An 18,051-nucleotide genomic window follows, 5' to 3' on the forward strand; every position below is an offset into this window, starting at 1 on the left:
ATTCTCGCGCCAGCCCGGATCATGAATAAAGCCCACCTCAGTACTGAATGATATGAACCCAATGAATATCGCCCAGGTCGACCTGAACCTGCTGAAAACCTTCGAAGCCCTGCATGACGAGTCCAGCGCCAGCCGCGCGGCAGTGCGCCTGGGCGTCACCCAATCGGCCATCAGCGCGGGCTTGCGACGTTTGCGCCAGGTGTATGGCGACCCGTTGTTCGTGCGCACCGGCCGAGGCCTGGCGCCGACGTTGCGGGCCAATCAGTTGAAGCCGGTGATCAGTGAAGCGCTGGAGCGCTGCCGCCAGAGCCTGGCCATGGTCAACCCCGATCACCCGGATTATCAGGGGCGCTCCGTGGTGGTGGGGCTGTCCGATGATTTTGAAATTGCCTATGGCCGTCGGCTGATGCTCGAAATCGCACAGCGCTTGCCGAAACTGCGGGTGATTTTCCGCCAGACCCACAGCCAGATCGTGGCGGGCGCCCTGCTCGACCGCACGCTGGACCTGGCGATTACCGCCGGGGGCTTTGCACAGAGCCGCTTGAGTCGACAGGTGCTGGCCGAAGGCGATTACCGCTGCCTGGTAGACCCCGCCAGCCTGGCCCCGGATCAGCACGGCATCAGCCTGCAAGAATTCGTCGCCCGCGAGCATGTACTGGTGTCATCCGGCGGTTTTATCGGGATTACCGACGAAGGTTTGGCGGCCCAAGGGCTGAGCCGGCAGGTGTGCGCCTCGACCAGCCATTTTGCCGCCCTGCCTTTTTTGCTCACGGGCAGCCAGGCAGTGGCGACCATTCCCGGGCACGCGGCGCAGGCCATCGCGCACATGACCGGCCTGCGTGTATTGGCTTGCCCGCTGGCGCTGCCGCGTTACCCGGTCGAGCTGGGTTGGCGCACCCAGGCCCAGTTGGACCCGATGTTGCTCAAAGTGCGCGAGGCGATTGTGGCGAGCTTTACTTCGCCGCCGCCATCAGTTTGTTGACTTCGCTGCGCACCATGTTGGAAAACTCCGGCGGCGACATGCCGTCGAGTTCAGCGCGAACCCATTCGGCCCACTTGCCCTTGCGCTTGGCGCGCTCACCGAACAACCGGGCAGCTTCGCCCTTGGCCTTGCCCAGGTTGGTTTGCCACAGGTCGTAGAGGCGCGACTTTTCATCTTCCAGCTCGGCGCGTTCGGCGAGGGTCTTGTTGGCGAGATTGAAGCTCATGGTTGAATTACCTGCTGCACAAATAGGCGACATCTTACACTGTAGGTCGAAATTTCCAGATTCGGATTTGGCTCAAGGCCACGCTTGCGCAAAAAAACTGCAACTTTTGCGCACGCCCGATACTCCATTGTTCACTGCCACATTCACCCGCAAGGAGTCACACAATGGCCCGCAAAACCGCTGCCCAAGCCGTCGAAGAACAAATCAAGGATCAAGCCTTCAGCGAACTCACGGCGTTGATCGAAGAATCAGACAAATTGCTCAAGAGCAGTGCTTCCCTGGTCGGTGAAGAAGGCGAAACCCTGCGCGAGCAGGTGGCGATCAAACTCAAGCAAGCCCTGGACTCGGTGTCCAATGTGCGCGAGCGCAGCAAGCCGGTGGTGGATGCCACCGAAACCTATATCGGCGGTCATCCGTGGCAGACGGTGGCGATTTCCGCAGGCTTCGGCCTGGTGGTCGGCTTGTTGCTGGGCCGCCGCAACTGATTGACAGCGGTGGGGGCTCAGAGCGCCCAGTCGCGTAACTGCGCCAGCGCTTGCGCCTCCACCGTGATCCCCTCCTCCAACGACTTCGCCCGCGTGCGATGACGTCGATCCCCCGGCAAGCGCCGTAAACCCGCCGCATGCATCTGCCGCACCAGCTCCTGGCTGCGCTCGGCAAAGCTTTGCCCGGCGGTTTTGCTCGGGTCGATCACGATCAGCAACTGCCCGGTCCAGGGCGTACGCGCTCCCGGATGGTCGGCCCAGTTGAACTCGAAGGAAAAGTTGCCCCCGGTCAGGGCCGCCGCCAGCAACTCCACCATCATCGACAACGCCGAACCCTTGTGGCCGCCGAACGGCAGCAACGCACCGCCCTCCAACACGGCTTTCGGGTCGGTGGTGGGTTGGCCGAGGCTGTCGACGCCCATCCCCGGCGGCAACCGCTCGCCCTTGCGCGCGGCGATCTGCACGTCGCCATGGGCAATGGCGCTGGTGGCCAGGTCAAATACGATCGGTGCGCCATCGGCACGCGGCGCGGCGAAGGCGATGGGGTTGGTCCCGAACAAGGGGCGGTCGGCGCCGTGGGGCACTACGCAGGTCATGCTATTGACCACGCTCAGCGCCACCAGCCCTTCTTCGGCGAAGGGTTCGACGTCGGGCCACAGGGCGGCAAAGTGATGGGAGTTATGAATGGCCAGCAGCGCAATGCCGGCGCTGCGTGCCTTTTCAATCAGCAGTGCCCGCGCCGCCGCCAATGCCGGTTGAGCAAAACCGTTGCATGCATCTACCCGCACGAAGCCCGATGCCACATCCGTGACAACCGGCGTGGCGTTGCCGTCAACCCAGCCGCTGGCCAGCGTGCTGAGGTAACCAGGAATGCGGAAGATGCCGTGGCTATGGGCGCCGTCGCGCTCGGCGCTGGCGCAATTGTGCGCCAGGATCGCCGCCGCCTCCGGGGATGTTCCGTGCTTTACAAACACCGCGTGCAGCAGTCCCACCAGTTCGTCGAAACCAATAAGCGCCGTTGCGTGGTCAATGAGGGAAGACTGGGCAGACATCTGTAGCTCCGATTTTGTAATTGGAAGAGACAACAAGCATCCAGACCGCTGATTAAACAATGCTTCACCTGCCACCTGTCAACGCCCGCTTCAGTTATCTACCGCCTTGCGCGCGGTGTTGCTTCGATTGGGGACGAGCGCCGCTGGCTCGACTCCAAACCGCGTGGCCGAGTTGGCTTCACTGCGCCGCGAACTGCAACAACCCTTTCCACAAGCCCGGCCCGACAAAATGCCGGTTTCATTGGAGCAATGGCTCAAGCCGCGCCAGCCGGCCACTATCACGCTGGCGGAGCTGGACCTGACGGCGCCTGAACGCACGCAACTGCACATCTTCGAAACCACGAGGTTGCCCTGAACGACCTGGAGCACAGCACGCTGAGTCATATTTACCGGGACAAGAGCGGCGCCCAGAACGTTGTGCCCTTGGCGGGCAAGGTGTACTCGGTAAAAAAACCGGTGAGCACTGGCGCCTGAGCAAAGGTAAGCAGCACGGCCGCTATCTGCTGCGCAATGCGCAGGGCCAATGGACGCTGGACCTCGACACGCATCACCCGCGCTACGGCAAAATCTTGAGTCGCTATATGGGTCAGGTGTCTACGTGGCTTGATGAAAGAGACGCCATCAATGTAGAGGCGGTGGGCATGCGCGCAATTACCGCGATGTCGAGTTGGAAAGCCCAATGTATCAATGAAGCACTCAATGTCGCGACGTACTATGCGGTGACCGCCAAACGCCATCTTGAAAACTTTGCGACACTGCGCGGGCCAGACAGTCGTCTGGGGCGCTTTTTCAGCGAACTCTTCGGCGTTATCGCACTGACGCCCGAGCAGGTACAACGAGTCGAGCGGCGGGTGGACGAAGTGCTGGAAGAGTTGATCAACCACACGCTGTCGGGCCTGACTCAATGCGTTTTGTCAGCGGCACCGCTCGCGAAACCCAACAGGACACCATTGCGTTCATCCTGCTCAAGGATGCAGAGCATAAAATCTACCTGCTGGACCGTTTTTTCGCCCCCCCCCCGATAGACATCTATCAAAACTGCTTGAAAAAGCGCGTTGTCGCTCTCTACCCCGGCGAGCATGCTGTTCAGAACGTGGGACTCGTTCACTCAGGAATGGGAGGATTTCGGCTCCGACAGTTCAACCTCAACGCAGAAAAAACAGTGCTGACGACCACCGGTGCCAAGACCCTGGAGGATGCCCGCGCGATCTTCATGAGCAACAGCGACAAGCGCATCGACACCCTCCTGGCCAATGCCGATTCGGTGGCCTACATGATTAGCCAAGCGGGTCGCGCGCTGGACCCGTGAGCCTGAGCCGCGCGCTGGTGGCTCAGGGCAACCGGGGGTTTCCGCAGATTTTTCGCATGCCATGGCGCGAATGTGCTGAAACTTCAAGGCGCGTCCAAACGAGAATAGCTTCCAATTGATGTGCAATCGCCATGACGGCTGTTCTCGTCGTAGTCCTGTGGGGGTTAGAATGTGCGAAATCAGGATGAGTCAATGAGCGAAAAGCCCCTTTTAGAAGCCGAATATGACGCCATCACCGACGCCGCCGCGCATTGGTGCATGCGCTTGCATGCGAGTGACTGCACCCGCGATGAACGTTTGGCTTTTGAGCAATGGCACGACTCGCATCCGCTGCACGCCTTTGAATACGCGGCCATGCTGGAAATCTGGGACGTCGCCGACCACCTGCCACGCACTGCACCTGTGGCGGTGGTGGTGCCGTTCAAACCCCGCAGCCGGCTGCGCACTTACGCCGTAGCGGCGGCGATCTGCCTCGCTGCGTTGCCGTTGGCCGCCTTTACCGGCTGGGAAGCGGGCTGGCTCCCGAGTTCCTATCAACGCTTCGAAGCGACCACCGGTTTGCGCCAGGTGACGTTGGGTGATGGCAGCCAGGTGGAACTCAACCTGGGCACGCAGCTGGTCTATAGCAATTACAAGGACCAACGCCGCGTCACGCTGAAAAAAGGCGAAGCCTTTTTCAACGTCAGTCATGACAGCGCGCATCCGTTTATCGTGCGTGCCGGCGAAGGCCAGGTACGGGTCACCGGCACGCAATTCAACGTCTGGAAATATGGCGACCAAGTGCGGGTGACGTTGCTAGAAGGCTCGGTGCAAATTGCCAGCGACCCCGTACACGGCAGTGTGCCCCTGACCCCCGGCATGCAGGCCAGCTATCAATTGGGCGACGCCACGCCACGGGTAAAAACGATCAACCCCAATGACAGCGCGCTGGCCTGGCGCCAGGGCAAGCTGATCCTCGACAACCTGGCCCTGGCCGATGCGTTGCCATTGATCAACCGCTACCTGAGCAAACCGGTGATGCTGGCGGACGCCACCACCGGGGCCATTCGGATTGGCGGCATCTACAACACCCATGAGGTCAACAACCTCATCCCCTCCCTGCCCAAGGTTCTGCCGGTGTACCTGACCCAGAACCAGGACGGCAACCCCGTACTCAACTCCATCCCGCGTAAAACCCCAAAAGGCTGAGCCTTGCCCGCAGGCCGGGGTTTACGCGTGCCTGTTGTGTCCATTTTTGAAACACCTCCCCGCCCTGAACCGCACGCCGTGAGCGGATTCATCGTTTTGTCATGTGCAGTGTTACAGCGCTGATACAGACGGGTGAATCGTTTGGGGTGTGACGGTATAAGAGCGCCTGAACGACAAGCTGTATCAGCCATGAAACAGCCGCAACATCACGCGCTACGCAAAAAATCACAAGCCTTTGAATAACAACAATAAATAAAAAACGGCACGGCTTCTGCTCTGTCCCTTACAGCGCTGTTTAGGGTCAGCGCGAACAATAAGGAATGCCGCCGTGACCACACTCACTCAAGGTTCGATGAACGTACTGCTGATCAGCTGTGTACTCAGCGTCGGCATCAGTGCGCCGAGCGTTGCCGGTGACGGCGTGATCGTGACCGGCCGCAACGTGCAGGCGCATATGTACGGCCGCGCCGCCTTTGGCAAGGACCCCTACCCCACCACCGCCAACGCCAATCCCAGCCAAGAAATCATGGCCGCCACCGGCGAACTCAGTGACCGCGATATCGGCGGTGTCAGCAGCGGCTCAAGCATCGTGCGCGCCATACAGACCAGCGGCAGCCTGACCGGCCCGCATGCCACCCAAAGCAGCCTGTCGACCCTGGGGGCCGGCTCAGCCGCCGGTCATGGCAGCGGCAGCAATATGGGCGGGCAGATCAGCGACTCGATCCAACGCGGCATGGCGCCCCTGAATAACATCGGCAGCATGATGGGGGGCAAGTAATGAATCGCTCCCTGCTCATCCTCGCCTTGCTGGCCGGCGCCCCCGCATTCGCCGACGACAGCGCCGTGATCAACAACAGCGGCACACAGTACGGCGGTGTTCTGTCGATCAACCAGGCCGCCGGCAACCAGAACCAAACGTCCAACAGTCGCGCCATTGCCGTTGGTGGCCAGGCCACCAACGTGAACATCCAGCGTATGGACGGCAGCGTCGACCCGTCCCTGAACGCCAAGGCGGCGATCCAGGGCCACGCCTTTACCAGCGGCAACGGTGTACTGGGCATCAACCAGTCGGCCGGGGCCAATAACCAATCCATCAACGCCGTGCGGATCAGCATCAACCCTGGCCCGCAAAGCATCGATGACAGCGTCCTGTTGCAACAGAACACGACGCAGTTGACCGACTCAGGGCTCACCCCCACCACTGGCAGCCGCCTTGTCGTTACCAGCGACCAGGCCTTCACAGGCAGCCGAGGAGTGATTCAGGTGAACCAGAGTGCCGGGGTGGGGAACCGAGTGGCTAACACCCTGGGTATCACTATCAAGTAATCGCTTGGTAGCACTGGCTGGACCGTACCAACACTTAACTCACTAATTAGAAGCAAGGAGAAACACCATGAAACCTCAAATGGCTCTGAAACCACTGGTTTTCGCTCTCGCCGCACTCATGGCTGCCGCAGCTCAAGCAGGTGGCTGGCACCCTGCGCCTCAACCTACCGGCACCATCGCCGCTGTCGTGACGGATGTACAAAACAGCGCGATCAACAAGTTTGACGACACCAAAACCGAAAACAACGCCTCGGCCGATGGTTCGGTAAACGGCAACAGCGGTAACGTTGGGGTCAACGTCCAGTCAGGCAGTGGCAACCAGGCAGACAACTCAGCCGCCATCTCCAGCGCCAAAGGTGATGCCGCCACCGTCTTCGGCGTGGTCGATGTGAACCAAAACAGCGCGGCGAACAGCTTCGTCAACAAAGGCACCCAAAACAACGCTTCGCTGGATAACTCGGTTAACGGTAACTCCGGCAACCTGGGTTACAACGGCCAGGCCGGTCAAGGCAACCAGGGTAAAAACAACCTGGCAATCGTGACCGCCGACGGCAAAAACATCGCCGCGGCCGCCAACACCGAGCAAAACTCGCTCGCCAACAGCTACCTCAACACGGCCGCTACCAGCCACGGCTATGGCCATGGCGGCAAGGCCCAATACGTGTCCAACAACTCCAGCCTCGACAACTCGGTTAACCGCAACTCCGGCAACGTGGGTGTGAACCTGCAATCGGGCTCGGGCAACCAAGGCAGCAACAGCCTGTCGATCGGTCAAGGTTGCACCGTCTGCGCCAGCGGCGTGCGCTTCTGATCCAACGGGGCCTTGGCGACAAGGCCCTTCTTTATTCCCGTGTCCAGCAGGTCATACGATCATGCGCCTCGCGACCCTCACCCTCCTGATGTTGCTCACCGGCCCCACGTGGGCAGGCACCATGGCGATCTCCGCCATGCCTGGCGGTGCAGTGATTTTCAAGAAGGTCGAGAGTATTCGTGAACGCCGGTTCGCCAACCTGGTGGAACAGAAAACCGATTTCAGCTGCGGTGCCGCGGCACTCGCCACCATCCTGCGCCAAGCCTACTGGCTGGACGTCGACGAAGATCACATCATCAAAGGCATGCTGGTCACCGCCGACCAGAACCTGGTGCGTACCCAGGGTTTTTCCATGCTGGACATGAAGCGCTACCTCGAAAGTATCGGCATGCGTGCCCGGGGCTACAAAATTGCGCCAGACACTCTGGTTACCGTGAAGATCCCCGTGGTGGTGCTGCTGGAAATTCGTGGCTACAAGCACTTCGTGGTGCTGCAGCGAGCCGACAAGGACTGGGTCTATATCGGCGACCCGGTGCTGGGCCATAAGCGCTATTCCCACGATGATTTCGTCAAGGGCTGGAATGGCATCGTCTTCGCCGTGCTGGGTGAGGGTTACGACAAGGCCAATGTCTTGCTCGACCCACCTGCGCCGCTGACCGCCAAGAACCAGTTGAATGAGTTCAGGCCCGTAGGCGATGCCGAGCTGATGGATTTCGGTTTCATACAGAGCGACTTCTTTTAAGAAGCGCAATAAGGGGCAGGACGCTCCAGGAGCAGAAGATGAACACTTCCCGTTGGCTGACGGTCATGTGTCTGGCAGCCTCGATGCCCGCTTATGCTTCATCGGCATTCAAACCGATCGAACTCAAGGATTCGGAAATGGCCGACCTGCGCGGCCGTTATGTCATGCCGGGGCGCATCATCAGTTTCGGCATTGTCATGAGCAGCACCTGGACCAATGCCGTGGGCGACAGCATCACCGGCAAGGCGAGCATGCAGGTCGACTCGTCCACCCTCACTCCGCAATTTTATGTGCAAACCACCGGTTCGACCGGCAACGGTACGAACCCGAACACCGGTACCGGCACTGTCACCGGCGGCGCCGGCCTGGGCAGCGGCCAGGGGGTGACGCAAAGCGTGCGCACCGCCGGCGACGGCAACACCGCCTACAACAACGTGGGGATCACCGTCGAGAACGGCCTTGCCCCCGCCAACCTCGCGCAATCGGGGCAGGTGCTGGTGGCCGGCGGTACGGTGACCGGCGACAGCGCGGCTGGCCGTGTAAGCGTGTCGGCCAATAACGGCGGGTTACAGATGGCGATCCAGGCCAACCATAACCAGGGCAACAGCCTGCAACAGATCGGCGGTGGAAACGTGCTGCAAGGCACGGTTTTGACCGGCAACACCAACTTCGTCAACAACATGACCCAACTCAACGTGGTAATGAACAATAACGGTTTGAACAACGGCGCATTGAACTGCAATTTGGATCAACTCAAAGGCCTACGCACCCTCGGTTATTGAACTACGCTGACCCTCGACACTTACGCATTAGAAAAGGACGGCTTATTTCATGCATCGATCGTTATCGCTCCGTGCGGTGGTCTGTTTAAGTACGCTCTTGCCCGCATCCGTTTTGTATGCCGCGCCGGATGCCGATATCGAAACCCTCAAACAGGAACTCCTGGAACTCAAGCAGCGGTACGAAGTGCAGCAAAAAGCCCTGGCCGTGCTGGAACAACGGGTGCGTCAAGTCGAAGACCAGCCGGCGACTCCCGCGCCACGGCGCCTGGCCAAATCCCCGGCAGACTTTCAAAAAGCCAACGGCACCACGGTGGCGGGCACGGGCGCCGCGGCGGCATCCGGCGGCGCCGGCGGCGGCAGTTCCTATGGCCAGTCCCTCAAGGACGATTCGGCCCCCGCGCAAAGTGTGAGCAACTTGTATAACGAAGCCAGCGGCTTTTTCGGCAACGGCAAGTTCAGCTTTGAAACCGGCATCACTTACGCCCGCTACGACGCTCGCCAGTTGACGCTCAACGGTTTCCTGGCGCTGGACTCGATCTTCCTCGGCAATATCAACCTGGACCGCATCAAGTCCGACAACTGGACCCTGGACCTCACCGGCCGCTACAACGTCGATAACCGCTGGCAGTTCGACGTGAACGTGCCGGTGGTCTACCGCGACTCTACCTACCAGTCTGCCGGCGCGGGTAACAACGGCACCGCCACCTCGGAGCAGTCGGTCACCCGCGACCCGACCATTGGCGACGTCAACTTCGGCGTGGCCTACAAGTTCCTCGACGAAACCCCTACCCTGCCCGATGCCGTGGTGTCGGTGCGGGTCAAGGCGCCCACAGGTAAAGAGCCGTTTGGCATCAAGCTGGTCAACAAGCCGGGCAACGACAACCTGTACGTGCCGGAAAGCCTGCCCACGGGCAACGGCGTCTGGTCGGTCACCCCGGGGATCTCGCTGGTCAAGACCTTCGACCCGGCGGTGTTGTTTGGTTCGGTGTCCTACACCCACAACTTCGAAGACTCGTTCGATGACATCAGCAGTGACGTCAACCAGAAAGTCGGCGGCAAAGTCAGGCTGGGCGACAGCTTCCAGTTCGGCGTCGGCGTAGCCTTTGCCCTCAACGAGAAGATGAGTATGTCGTTCTCGGTGTCCGACCTGGTGCAGCGCAAAAGCAAACTCAAGCCCGATGGCGGCGACTGGCAGTCGGTGGTATCCAGCGATGCCAACGCCGGGTATTTCAACGTAGGGATGACGATTGCGGCCTCGGATAACCTGACGATCGTGCCGAACCTGGCGATCGGCATGACCGACGATGCGCCGGACTTTACGTTCAGCCTGAAATTCCCTTACTACTTCTAACTGAGGTTCACACAAGGAAAAAGCCCCGCAACGATAAGGGTCGTTGCGGGGCTTTTCGGTTTACCCGCCCTAGCGGATCTGGTGTTTGTGCAGCAACCGGTAGAACGTGGGCCGGGAAATTCCCAGCACGCGGGCCGCGACACTCAGGTTGTCGCTGTGCCGGTTGAGCACATCGCACAGCGCCTGGCGTTCGGCGCGGTGCTTGTAGTCTTCCAGTGTAGCCATCGGGGGTGAAATTGCCTGCTCGCCTTGCAAGCCCAGATCAACGGCTTCTATCTGGCGCCCTTCGGCGAGCACCAAGCCACGGCGCACACGGTTGGCCAGCTCACGCACATTGCCGGGCCACGGGTGTTGCCCCATGGCCACCAGCGCGGTTTCGCTGAAGCTGCGGGGCCGACGGCCGGTTTCCTGACTGTAGAAACGTGAAAAGTGGTTGGCCAGCATCGCCACGTCACCATGGCGCTCCCGCAAGGGCGCAGTGACCACTTGCAACACGTTGAGCCGGTAATACAAGTCTTCGCGGAATCGGCCCTTGGCCACCGCAGCCTCAAGGTCGACGTGGGTGGCCGCCAGCACGCGCACATCCACCGGAATGGGTTGGCTGCCGCCCACGCGCTCGATGTGTTTTTCCTGCAGGAAACGCAGCAGGTTGGCTTGCAGTTCCATCGGCAGATCGCCGATCTCATCGAGGAATAAGGTACCGCCGTGGGCCGCTTCGATACGCCCGACCTTGCGCTGGTGGGCACCGGTAAACGCGCCCTTTTCATGGCCGAACAATTCCGATTGGATCAAATGTTCGAGGATCGCCCCGCAGTTGATCGCCACAAAGGGCTTGGCGTGACGCTGGGATTGGCGATGCAGGGTCTTGGCCACCAATTCCTTGCCGGTACCGCTGTCACCCCGGATCAACACGGGGGACTCCGTCGGTGCCAGCTTGGACAACAACTTGCGCAGTTCGCGGATGGGCCGGCTGTCACCCAGTAGTTCATGGCCCTCGTCCACCGGGGTATGGCCCTTGCCGCGTAGGCGCGCCATGCCGAAAGCGCGGCCCAGGGTGACCTGCACGCGGGCAACGTCGAAGGGCAAGGTATGGAAGTCGAAAAACCATTCGCACACAAAGTCACCGACGTTTTGCAAGCGCAGCACATCCTGGCTGAGCACGGCGATCCACTCGGTGCCGCTGCGGCCAATCAGTTCCTTGACGGCTTCGGGTCGTTCCAGGTGATAGGGCTGCAGGCGCAGCAGGCCGATATCGCAGGATCGGTCACCTACCGCTTCCAACGCACAGCTATCGACTTCCCAGCCGGCGGTGCGCAAGCCGGGCAATAAGCCATGGCAATCGTCGCAGGGGTCGACCACGAGCAAACGGCGTTGGACGGCGGGCACACCCATGACTGTTCCTTGGCGTCAAAATTGTTAAAAGTATTTAGAAACAACGGTTTGTGATGCCTGGCGCTAACACTAGCAAGCTATTGACGCGGGGCTTGTACCGTTTTGCTATAAGAGTTGGCAAAAAGCCACTTGCGCAGACTTCAGACAAAAAAGTTGCAGGCCCTGGAAACTTTCATTCAGCTTTTAAAACAGCCGCTTACCTGACGCCAATCACAGAAAGTTGAAAATTGTGGCGCTAACATGTGACCCGTACCCCGCCATCGTGCATCAGTACAAGTAACCCACCGCACGGTCCGCCCAACCGCCGGTACTCACTTGAATGGGCATTTAGAGAGAGACCCACATGAACGCCCCGCTCCGCATCAACGAAGCTCTTTTGATCGCAGACCGTGCTTTCCAACCCTTTCAGTGCGTGGCCTGGCACGATGGCAACGGCGCCCTCAGCCTGAGCGTCATCGACCGTACCAATACCCGTATCGGGCGCAAACAACTGTCGTCGCATACTTATAGCGACCCGGCGCAATTGGAAAACTTGCTGTTGCAAGCCCGCGCCGAGCTCGACAAAGATGGCCACCAGTTGCAGTCCTGGGCAATGCCCAAGTAAGTCAACGTGCACACTTTCGATCACTGCAAAACAGTGATCGAAAGTTGCGTCGTATCACTTATGGTGCTCGTCGCGCCGCCAGAATAAACCGTTCAATCGCCTCGGCCGCGCCATCGTCGACATTACTGCCGGTGACCACGCGTGCTTGGCGCTTGACCGTTTCTTCGGCCTGCCCCATGGCAATCGACAACCCGGCCACGTGAAACATCGCCGGGTCATTGCCGCCATCGCCGATCGCCGCCGTTTGCTCCAGTGGTACGCCAAGATGGTGTGCCAAGGTCTTCAAGGCTTCGCCCTTGTTGGCCAACATGGCGGTGACATCCAGATACACCGGTTGCGAACGCGACACCTGGGCCAGCCCCTGCACCTTGGGCTGCAGCCGTGCTTCGAGCTCCACCAGCAATTGGGCGTTGTTGCTGGCCGCGACAATTTTGTCGACCCGGTCCAGGTAGGGCTCGAAACTCTCCACCACCACCGGCCCGTACCCCAGGCCGTCGGCTTCGCGCTGCACCATCGGCCCCGGTGGATCACGGCGCAACCAGTCACCGTCAGCAAACACCCAGACTTCCACCTCCGGCTCGGCCGAAAACAGCGCCAGCGTAATCAGCGCCGCCTCGGCCGGCAGATGGTGGGCAACCAGGATGCTGCCATCCGGGTTGATCAGTGTGCCGCCATTGAAGCCCGCCACCGGAATATCGATGCCGAACGCCTCGACCAAGTGCAGCATGGCCTTGGGCGGGCGCCCGCTGGCCAGGCTGAAAAACACCCCAGCCTCGCGCAGCTGGTGTACCGCATCCAACGTACGTGGGCTGAAGCGGTGATCGGGATGCAGCAAAGTGCCGTCCACGTCACTCAGGATAAAACGGATGGGATGGATCGCGGCGTCACTCATCCGAGCGTGTGCCAGGTACGGCCATCGCGGGCCAGCAACGCATCGGCCGCCGCCGGGCCATCTTCACCGGCCTTGTAGGCCTGGATCCCATCGTCTTGCTTCCACGCATCCAGGAACGGCTGCACCGCACGCCAGCCGTTCTCGATGTTGTCGGCGCGCTGAAACAAGGTCTGGTCACCGGTCATGCAGTCGTAAATCAGGGTTTCGTACCCGGTCGAAGGCTGCATCTGGAAGAAGTCCTTATAGGCGAACCCCAGTTGGATGTTGGCCATGTCCAGGGTCGGCCCGGGCTTTTTCGCCAACAGGTCGAACCACATGCCTTCATTGGGCTGGATCTGGATCTTCAGGTAGGTAGGCTTGAGCTCATCGACTTCGGTGTCGCGAAACTGCGCATACGGTGCCGGTTTAAAGCAGATCACGATCTCGGTGTCGCGCACGCTCATGCGCTTGCCGGTGCGCAGGTAAAACGGCACGCCAACCCAGCGCCAGTTGTCGATCATCACCTTGAGCGCCACGAAGGTCTCGGTGCTGCTGTCAGGCGCGACGTTGGCCTCTTCGCGATAGCCCGGCAAGGGCTTGCCGGCGATTTCACCCGCAGTGTACTGGCCCCGTACCGAGTTGGCCCGCGCATCCTCCAGCGACCAGGGGCGTACCGCGCCGATGACCTTGGCCTTTTCACCCCGCACCGCATCGGCGCCAAACGCCGCCGGCGGTTCCATGGCCACCATCGCCAGCAACTGGAACAGGTGGTTAGGCACCATGTCGCGCAGGGTGCCGGTTTTTTCGAAGAAATTGCCCCGGGTCTCCACGCCGACGGTTTCGGCGGCGGTGATTTGCACGTGGTCGATGTAGTGGTTGTTCCAGAACGCCTCGAACAGCACGTTGGAGAAACGGCTGATGAGGATGTTCTGCACCGTTTCCTTGCCCAGGTAATGGTCGATGCGATAGATCTGCTTCTCGCTCATTACCTTGAGCAGGCAGGCGTTCAAGGCTTCAGCGGTGGCCAAGTCTGAACCGAACGGTTTTTCGATGACCACGCGACGGAAACTGTCATCGGTCTCGGTCAACAGGCCCGCACTGCCCAGGCGCTGCACCACGTCACTGAAGAAACGCGGTGCGGTGGCCAGGTAGAACACCGCGTTGCCGGTGCCGCTTTGGGCGATCTTGTTGCCGATGTCGGCATAGGTGCGGTCGTCGAGGAAGTCGCCCTCGACATAGCTGATGCCCTTTGCCAGTTGCGCCCACAAAGCCGGGTCAAGGGCGTTATCGGCATTGCCCTTGACCTTGCTCGCGGCCTCGGTGCGGATAAACGCCTCGAGCTTGGCGGCGAAGTCGGCATCGCTGATCGCGTTGTGATCGACGCCGACAATACGCAGGCCATCGCCCAGCAAACCGTCACGACTGAGGTTGTACAGCGCCGGCATGAGCAGGCGTTTGACCAGGTCGCCATGGGCGCCAAACAGAAACAAGGTGGTGGGTGGAGCAGGTTCGGCCTTGGGTTTCTTGCCGTTGGCGGTCATTTTTTTGGAGGTCTCCACATGACCACCAAAGCCGAAGCGCATGGCAGACAGCATCTTGTCACCGTACGTGCTCTGCTGGCGCGAGCGGAAACGCGCGAACAACGACGTGGACAACACCGGCACCGGCACGGCCTGCTCCATCGCAGCCTCGATGGTCCAGCGGCCTTCGCCACTGTCGGCCACGGAACCGGAGTAGCCGTCCAGTTTAGGGTCGGTGGCCAAGGCGTCGGCGGTCAGGTCCAGCAGCCAGGACGAGACCACGCTGCCACGGCGCCAGACTTCGGCAATGTCGGCAACGTTCAGGTCAAAGCGTTGATCTTCCGGCAGGTTGTCCGAGTTCTTGGTCTTGAGGATGTCAAAGCCTTCGGCAAACGCCTGCATCATCCCGTACTCGATGCCGTTATGGATCATCTTGACGAAATGCCCTGAGCCTGCAGGGCCGGCGTGGATGTAGCCCTGCTCGGCACGCGGGTCGGCAGCGGCCGAACGGTCTTTGGTACGCGGGATGCTGCCCAGGCCAGGGGCCAGGCTTTTGAAGATCGGGTCCAGGCGTTGCACGGTCTCGGTGTCGCCACCGATCATCATGCAGTAGCCACGCTCCAGGCCCCAGACGCCGCCGGAGGTGCCGACATCCACGTAATGCAGGCCCTTCTCGGCGAGTGCTTTTCCGCGACGCACGTCGTCCTTGTAGTTGGTGTTGCCGCCGTCGATGATCACGTCACCGGGCTCCAGCAGCTCACTCAGTTCATTAATGGTGCTTTCGGTGGGGTCGCCTGCCGGCAACATCACCCAGACGGCGCGAGGCTTTTGCAGCCCGGCAACCAGGGCCTGCAAGTTGGCGACGCCGGTGGCGCCCTCCTCGCTCAAGCCTTTGACAAATGCTTCGTTACGGTCGTAGACAACGGTGGTATGCCCATTGAGCATCAGGCGCCGTGCAATATTCCCGCCCATGCGGCCTAGTCCGATAATCCCCAGTTGCATGTGCTGATGCTCCTAACTACTAAAAAATGTGTGACATAGTTTATAGCGCAATGAGGCTAATGAGGGTTAGTCAGGGCCAGATCCGTGTAGTTTCATGGCAAAAAAGTTGCCATCGTTTCACCATCACTGCCACCAAAGTCACACGACCGCCAAAAATAAAAAAGTTCCATTGCCGCGAAAAAGAATTCAGAATTGCTTCCGACTGTTGCCGAGAACCTCGACTCAAGCGTTCTGGCACGCCGCGACACACCGCCTATTTGCGAGGCAAGCAATGAGCACAGCACAGATGACCCGCCCCCCACAGACTCTCTACGTCTCTATCCGTCGCGATGAGTTGCGCCAGTTGAAAGACGAACGCGATCACCTGCAGCAGGAAATCCTGCGCCTGCGCGCGCATATCATCCAGGCCCAACTGGACCAGCCCGCCGGTGTGCAGCCAGCGCTCTGCTGAGTCCCGTCATCACTTTGTAAGATAACGGCTACAAAAATCTCACAAAGTTTTCACACGCTGTTCTCGATACTCCCGCCCCCAAGGGCCATCCCACGCAGGATGGCCTCTGTTGCGTGCACACCTGCGCGTCAACTGACAAATTATCGGGTTGGAGCGCTGGATGGCGATGTTCGAACGCAGCACCACGTCTGCGAAAGGCTTTGATTGGGCCGGTCTTGGCTGGCTATTCCTGTTTTTCTGGTATTTCTCGGGTATCACCCAACTGCTGATCCAGCTCAGCGGCACTTCCGGCTTCAGTGGCTTTCGCCAAGCCTTCTTCATGAGCGCACTTTGGCTCGCCCCCATGTTGCTGTTCCCGCGCCGCACGCGCTTGCTCGCGGCACTGATCGGCGTAGTCCTGTGGGCCTGCTCAATGGCCAGCCTGGGTTATTTCTTCATCTACCAGCAGGAATTTTCGCAAAGCGTCATTTTCATCATGTTCGAGTCGAACATCTCTGAAGCCGGTGAATACGCCACCCAGTACTTCGCCTGGTGGATCGTATTGGCCTTTATTGCCCACACCGCCATGGCGATTTTCCTGTGGACCCGCCTGCGCCCGGTGTACTTGCCCCGTGGCCAGGCCATGCTGGCAGCGGCGGCAATCGTGCTCGCGGTGGTCGGTTACCCGCTGGTCAAGCAGATCGCCACCAACGACAACCTGGAACACGCCATCGACGGTTTCGAAACCCGTATCGAGCCCGCCGTGCCTTGGCAGATGATCGTTGCGTATCGCCGCTACACCGAGCAACTGGACAACATGCAGGGCATGCTCGACAGCGCCAGCCAGATCCCGCCTTTGACTGGTTTTAAAGACAGCATGGCAGACCAGCCTTCGACCCTGGTGTTGGTGATCGGCGAGTCCACCAATCGCCAGCGCATGAGCCTCTACGGTTACCCGCGCAACACCACGCCGGAACTGGACAAACTGCGCGACCAACTGGCGGTGTTCGACAACGTCATCACCCCGCGCCCCTACACCATCGAAGCGCTGCAACAGGTACTGACGTTCGCCGACGAGGAGAACCCGGACCTGTACCTCAAAACGCCGTCGATTGTCAGCGTAATGAAGCAGGCCGGCTACAAGACGTACTGGATCACCAACCAGCAGACCATGACCAAGCGCAACACCATGCTCACCACGTTCTCCGAACAAGCCGATGAGCAGGTGTACCTGAACAACAACCGCAACCAGAACGCCCGCCAATACGATGGCGACGTGCTCGCACCGTTTGCCAAGGCCCTGGCCGATCCGGCTGAGCGCAAGTTCATCGTGGTGCATCTGCTGGGCACCCACATGAGCTACCAGTACCGCTACCCGCCGACCTTCGACACGTTCACCGACCGCCAAGGCGTACCGGCCGGGATCAGCGACGATCAACTGCCGGTCTACAACAGCTACGACAATGCGGTGCTATACAACGACTTCGTGGTGTCAAGCCTGATCAAGGACTACGCCAAGACTGACCCCAACGGTTTTCTTCTGTACCTGTCGGACCACGGCGAAGACGTATTCGACTCGGCCGGTCATACCACGCTGGGCCGTAACGAAGGCAAACCGACGGCACCGATGTACACCATTCCGTTCATGGCCTATGCCTCGCCCAAATGGCGCGAAAGCCACAGTTGGAATTTTGCCGGCGACCTGCAGCGCCCCTACAGCAGCTCGCAACTGATACACACCTGGGCCGACCTGGCCGGGCTGAGTTTCAACGAACTGGACCGTAGCAAAAGCCTGGTAAGTGACAGCTTCAAGCCACGCCCGCTGCTGATCGGCGACCCTTACCAGCGTCAGCAGAAAGCCTTGATTGATTTCAGCCTGATCAAGCCGAAAAAGCCCAATCCAACTGATGTGGTGCTCCAGGAAAAACCCGCTCCGTAACACAAAGATAACAATCATTCTCGTTTAAGCCTAAAGTTC

Annotated in this window: 20 protein-coding genes and 1 pseudogene; 14 read left to right on the forward strand and 7 right to left on the reverse strand. The window is 60.1% G+C overall.

The window, feature by feature from the left end; translation table 11 throughout:
- The first annotated feature begins 61 nt into the window (after positions 1-61).
- Positions 62-982 carry a LysR family transcriptional regulator gene (locus AB4O25_RS06085; protein ID WP_065878901.1) on the forward strand — a complete coding sequence of 307 codons (921 nt, stop codon included), beginning with the start codon at positions 62-64 and terminating at the stop codon, positions 980-982.
- Here AB4O25_RS06085 and AB4O25_RS06090 read toward each other — a convergent pair.
- Positions 954-1,208 carry a hypothetical protein gene (locus AB4O25_RS06090; protein ID WP_003190904.1) on the reverse strand — a complete coding sequence of 85 codons (255 nt, stop codon included), beginning with the start codon at positions 1,206-1,208 and terminating at the stop codon, positions 954-956. The genes AB4O25_RS06085 and AB4O25_RS06090 overlap by 29 nt on opposite strands.
- Positions 1,209-1,372: 164 nt before the next feature.
- On the opposite strand from AB4O25_RS06090, the gene AB4O25_RS06095 reads away from it, so the two are divergent.
- The gene (locus tag AB4O25_RS06095; RefSeq protein ID WP_017528517.1) at positions 1,373-1,693 is read left to right on the forward strand and encodes an ElaB/YgaM/YqjD family protein; all 321 of its coding nucleotides are present in this window, start codon (positions 1,373-1,375) and stop codon (positions 1,691-1,693) included.
- Positions 1,694-1,710: 17 nt separating this feature from the next.
- Here AB4O25_RS06095 and AB4O25_RS06100 read toward each other — a convergent pair whose 3' ends face one another.
- Positions 1,711-2,745 (reverse strand): Ldh family oxidoreductase, encoded by a 1,035-nt coding sequence (locus AB4O25_RS06100; protein ID WP_065878899.1) that lies wholly within the window; start codon positions 2,743-2,745, stop codon positions 1,711-1,713.
- A gap of 163 nt (positions 2,746-2,908) precedes the next feature.
- On the opposite strand from AB4O25_RS06100, the gene AB4O25_RS06105 reads away from it, so the two are divergent.
- A complete protein-coding gene (locus AB4O25_RS06105; RefSeq protein ID WP_147303896.1) occupies positions 2,909-3,100 on the forward strand; it encodes a hypothetical protein in 192 nt (63 codons plus the stop codon).
- A 31-nt stretch (positions 3,101-3,131) separates the two neighbouring features.
- Here the strand turns inward: AB4O25_RS06105 and AB4O25_RS06110 are convergent, their stop codons facing one another.
- Entirely contained in the window at positions 3,132-3,629 is a 498-nt protein-coding gene (locus tag AB4O25_RS06110; RefSeq protein ID WP_460150654.1) for a hypothetical protein, read from the reverse strand.
- A gap of 20 nt (positions 3,630-3,649) precedes the next feature.
- Between AB4O25_RS06110 and AB4O25_RS06115 the strand changes: the two genes are divergently transcribed.
- The 8 genes from AB4O25_RS06115 (at position 3,650) to AB4O25_RS06150 (ending at position 10,254) form a co-directional block, all read left to right on the forward strand.
- On the forward strand, positions 3,650-4,054 hold the full coding sequence (locus AB4O25_RS06115; RefSeq protein ID WP_460150655.1) for a hypothetical protein: 405 nt from the start codon (positions 3,650-3,652) through the stop codon (positions 4,052-4,054).
- Positions 4,055-4,246: 192 nt separating this feature from the next.
- A complete protein-coding gene (locus AB4O25_RS06120) occupies positions 4,247-5,242 on the forward strand; it encodes a FecR family protein (RefSeq protein ID WP_017528523.1) in 996 nt (331 codons plus the stop codon).
- Between the two features lie 328 nt (positions 5,243-5,570).
- Positions 5,571-6,020, forward strand: coding sequence for a hypothetical protein (locus AB4O25_RS06125; RefSeq protein WP_026067309.1), 450 nt, complete (start codon positions 5,571-5,573; stop codon positions 6,018-6,020).
- Complete coding sequence (locus AB4O25_RS06130; protein ID WP_017528525.1) at positions 6,020-6,568, forward strand: hypothetical protein; 549 nt, start codon at positions 6,020-6,022, stop codon at positions 6,566-6,568. The genes AB4O25_RS06125 and AB4O25_RS06130 overlap by 1 nt, the downstream gene beginning before the upstream one ends.
- 67 nt (positions 6,569-6,635) lie before the next feature.
- The gene (locus AB4O25_RS06135) at positions 6,636-7,379 is read left to right on the forward strand and encodes a hypothetical protein (protein ID WP_065878893.1); all 744 of its coding nucleotides are present in this window, start codon (positions 6,636-6,638) and stop codon (positions 7,377-7,379) included.
- 61 nt (positions 7,380-7,440) lie between these two features.
- Entirely contained in the window at positions 7,441-8,121 is a 681-nt protein-coding gene (locus AB4O25_RS06140; protein WP_017528527.1) for a C39 family peptidase, read from the forward strand.
- A 38-nt stretch (positions 8,122-8,159) separates the two neighbouring features.
- Positions 8,160-8,903: a hypothetical protein gene (locus AB4O25_RS06145; RefSeq protein ID WP_017528528.1), complete on the forward strand. Its 744-nt coding sequence runs from the start codon at positions 8,160-8,162 to the stop codon at positions 8,901-8,903.
- A 49-nt stretch (positions 8,904-8,952) separates the two neighbouring features.
- Positions 8,953-10,254 carry a coiled-coil domain-containing protein gene (locus AB4O25_RS06150; protein WP_068936613.1) on the forward strand — a complete coding sequence of 434 codons (1,302 nt, stop codon included), beginning with the start codon at positions 8,953-8,955 and terminating at the stop codon, positions 10,252-10,254.
- A gap of 69 nt (positions 10,255-10,323) precedes the next feature.
- On the opposite strand, the gene AB4O25_RS06155 is transcribed toward AB4O25_RS06150, so the two are convergent.
- The gene (locus AB4O25_RS06155) at positions 10,324-11,646 is read right to left on the reverse strand and encodes a sigma-54 dependent transcriptional regulator (protein WP_460150656.1); all 1,323 of its coding nucleotides are present in this window, start codon (positions 11,644-11,646) and stop codon (positions 10,324-10,326) included.
- 343 nt (positions 11,647-11,989) lie between these two features.
- Between AB4O25_RS06155 and AB4O25_RS06160 the strand changes: the two genes are divergently transcribed.
- Complete coding sequence (locus AB4O25_RS06160) at positions 11,990-12,250, forward strand: hypothetical protein (RefSeq protein WP_017528531.1); 261 nt, start codon at positions 11,990-11,992, stop codon at positions 12,248-12,250.
- Between the two features lie 58 nt (positions 12,251-12,308).
- Here AB4O25_RS06160 and AB4O25_RS06165 read toward each other — a convergent pair whose 3' ends face one another.
- The 3 genes and pseudogenes from AB4O25_RS06165 to gnd form a co-directional block, all read right to left on the reverse strand.
- Positions 12,309-13,142, reverse strand: a complete 834-nt coding sequence (locus tag AB4O25_RS06165; protein WP_017528532.1) for a Cof-type HAD-IIB family hydrolase — start codon at positions 13,140-13,142, stop codon at positions 12,309-12,311.
- Positions 13,139-14,662 (reverse strand): glucose-6-phosphate dehydrogenase, encoded by a 1,524-nt coding sequence (zwf, locus tag AB4O25_RS06170; protein ID WP_017528533.1) that lies wholly within the window; start codon positions 14,660-14,662, stop codon positions 13,139-13,141. The genes AB4O25_RS06165 and zwf overlap by 4 nt, the downstream gene beginning before the upstream one ends.
- 63 nt (positions 14,663-14,725) lie before the next feature.
- A pseudogene (gene gnd, locus AB4O25_RS06175) lies at positions 14,726-15,643 on the reverse strand (phosphogluconate dehydrogenase (NAD(+)-dependent, decarboxylating)); the annotation flags it as partial.
- A gap of 286 nt (positions 15,644-15,929) precedes the next feature.
- On the opposite strand from gnd, the gene AB4O25_RS06180 reads away from it, so the two are divergent.
- Together AB4O25_RS06180 and AB4O25_RS06185 are read left to right on the forward strand one after the other, a co-directional pair.
- Positions 15,930-16,094 carry a DUF6026 family protein gene (locus tag AB4O25_RS06180; protein ID WP_017528535.1) on the forward strand — a complete coding sequence of 55 codons (165 nt, stop codon included), beginning with the start codon at positions 15,930-15,932 and terminating at the stop codon, positions 16,092-16,094.
- Between the two features lie 160 nt (positions 16,095-16,254).
- A complete protein-coding gene (locus AB4O25_RS06185) occupies positions 16,255-18,012 on the forward strand; it encodes a phosphoethanolamine transferase CptA (protein WP_017528536.1) in 1,758 nt (585 codons plus the stop codon).
- Positions 18,013-18,051: the final 39 nt, after the last annotated feature.

The sequence above is a fragment of the Pseudomonas sp. S3_A03 genome (assembly GCF_054668275.1).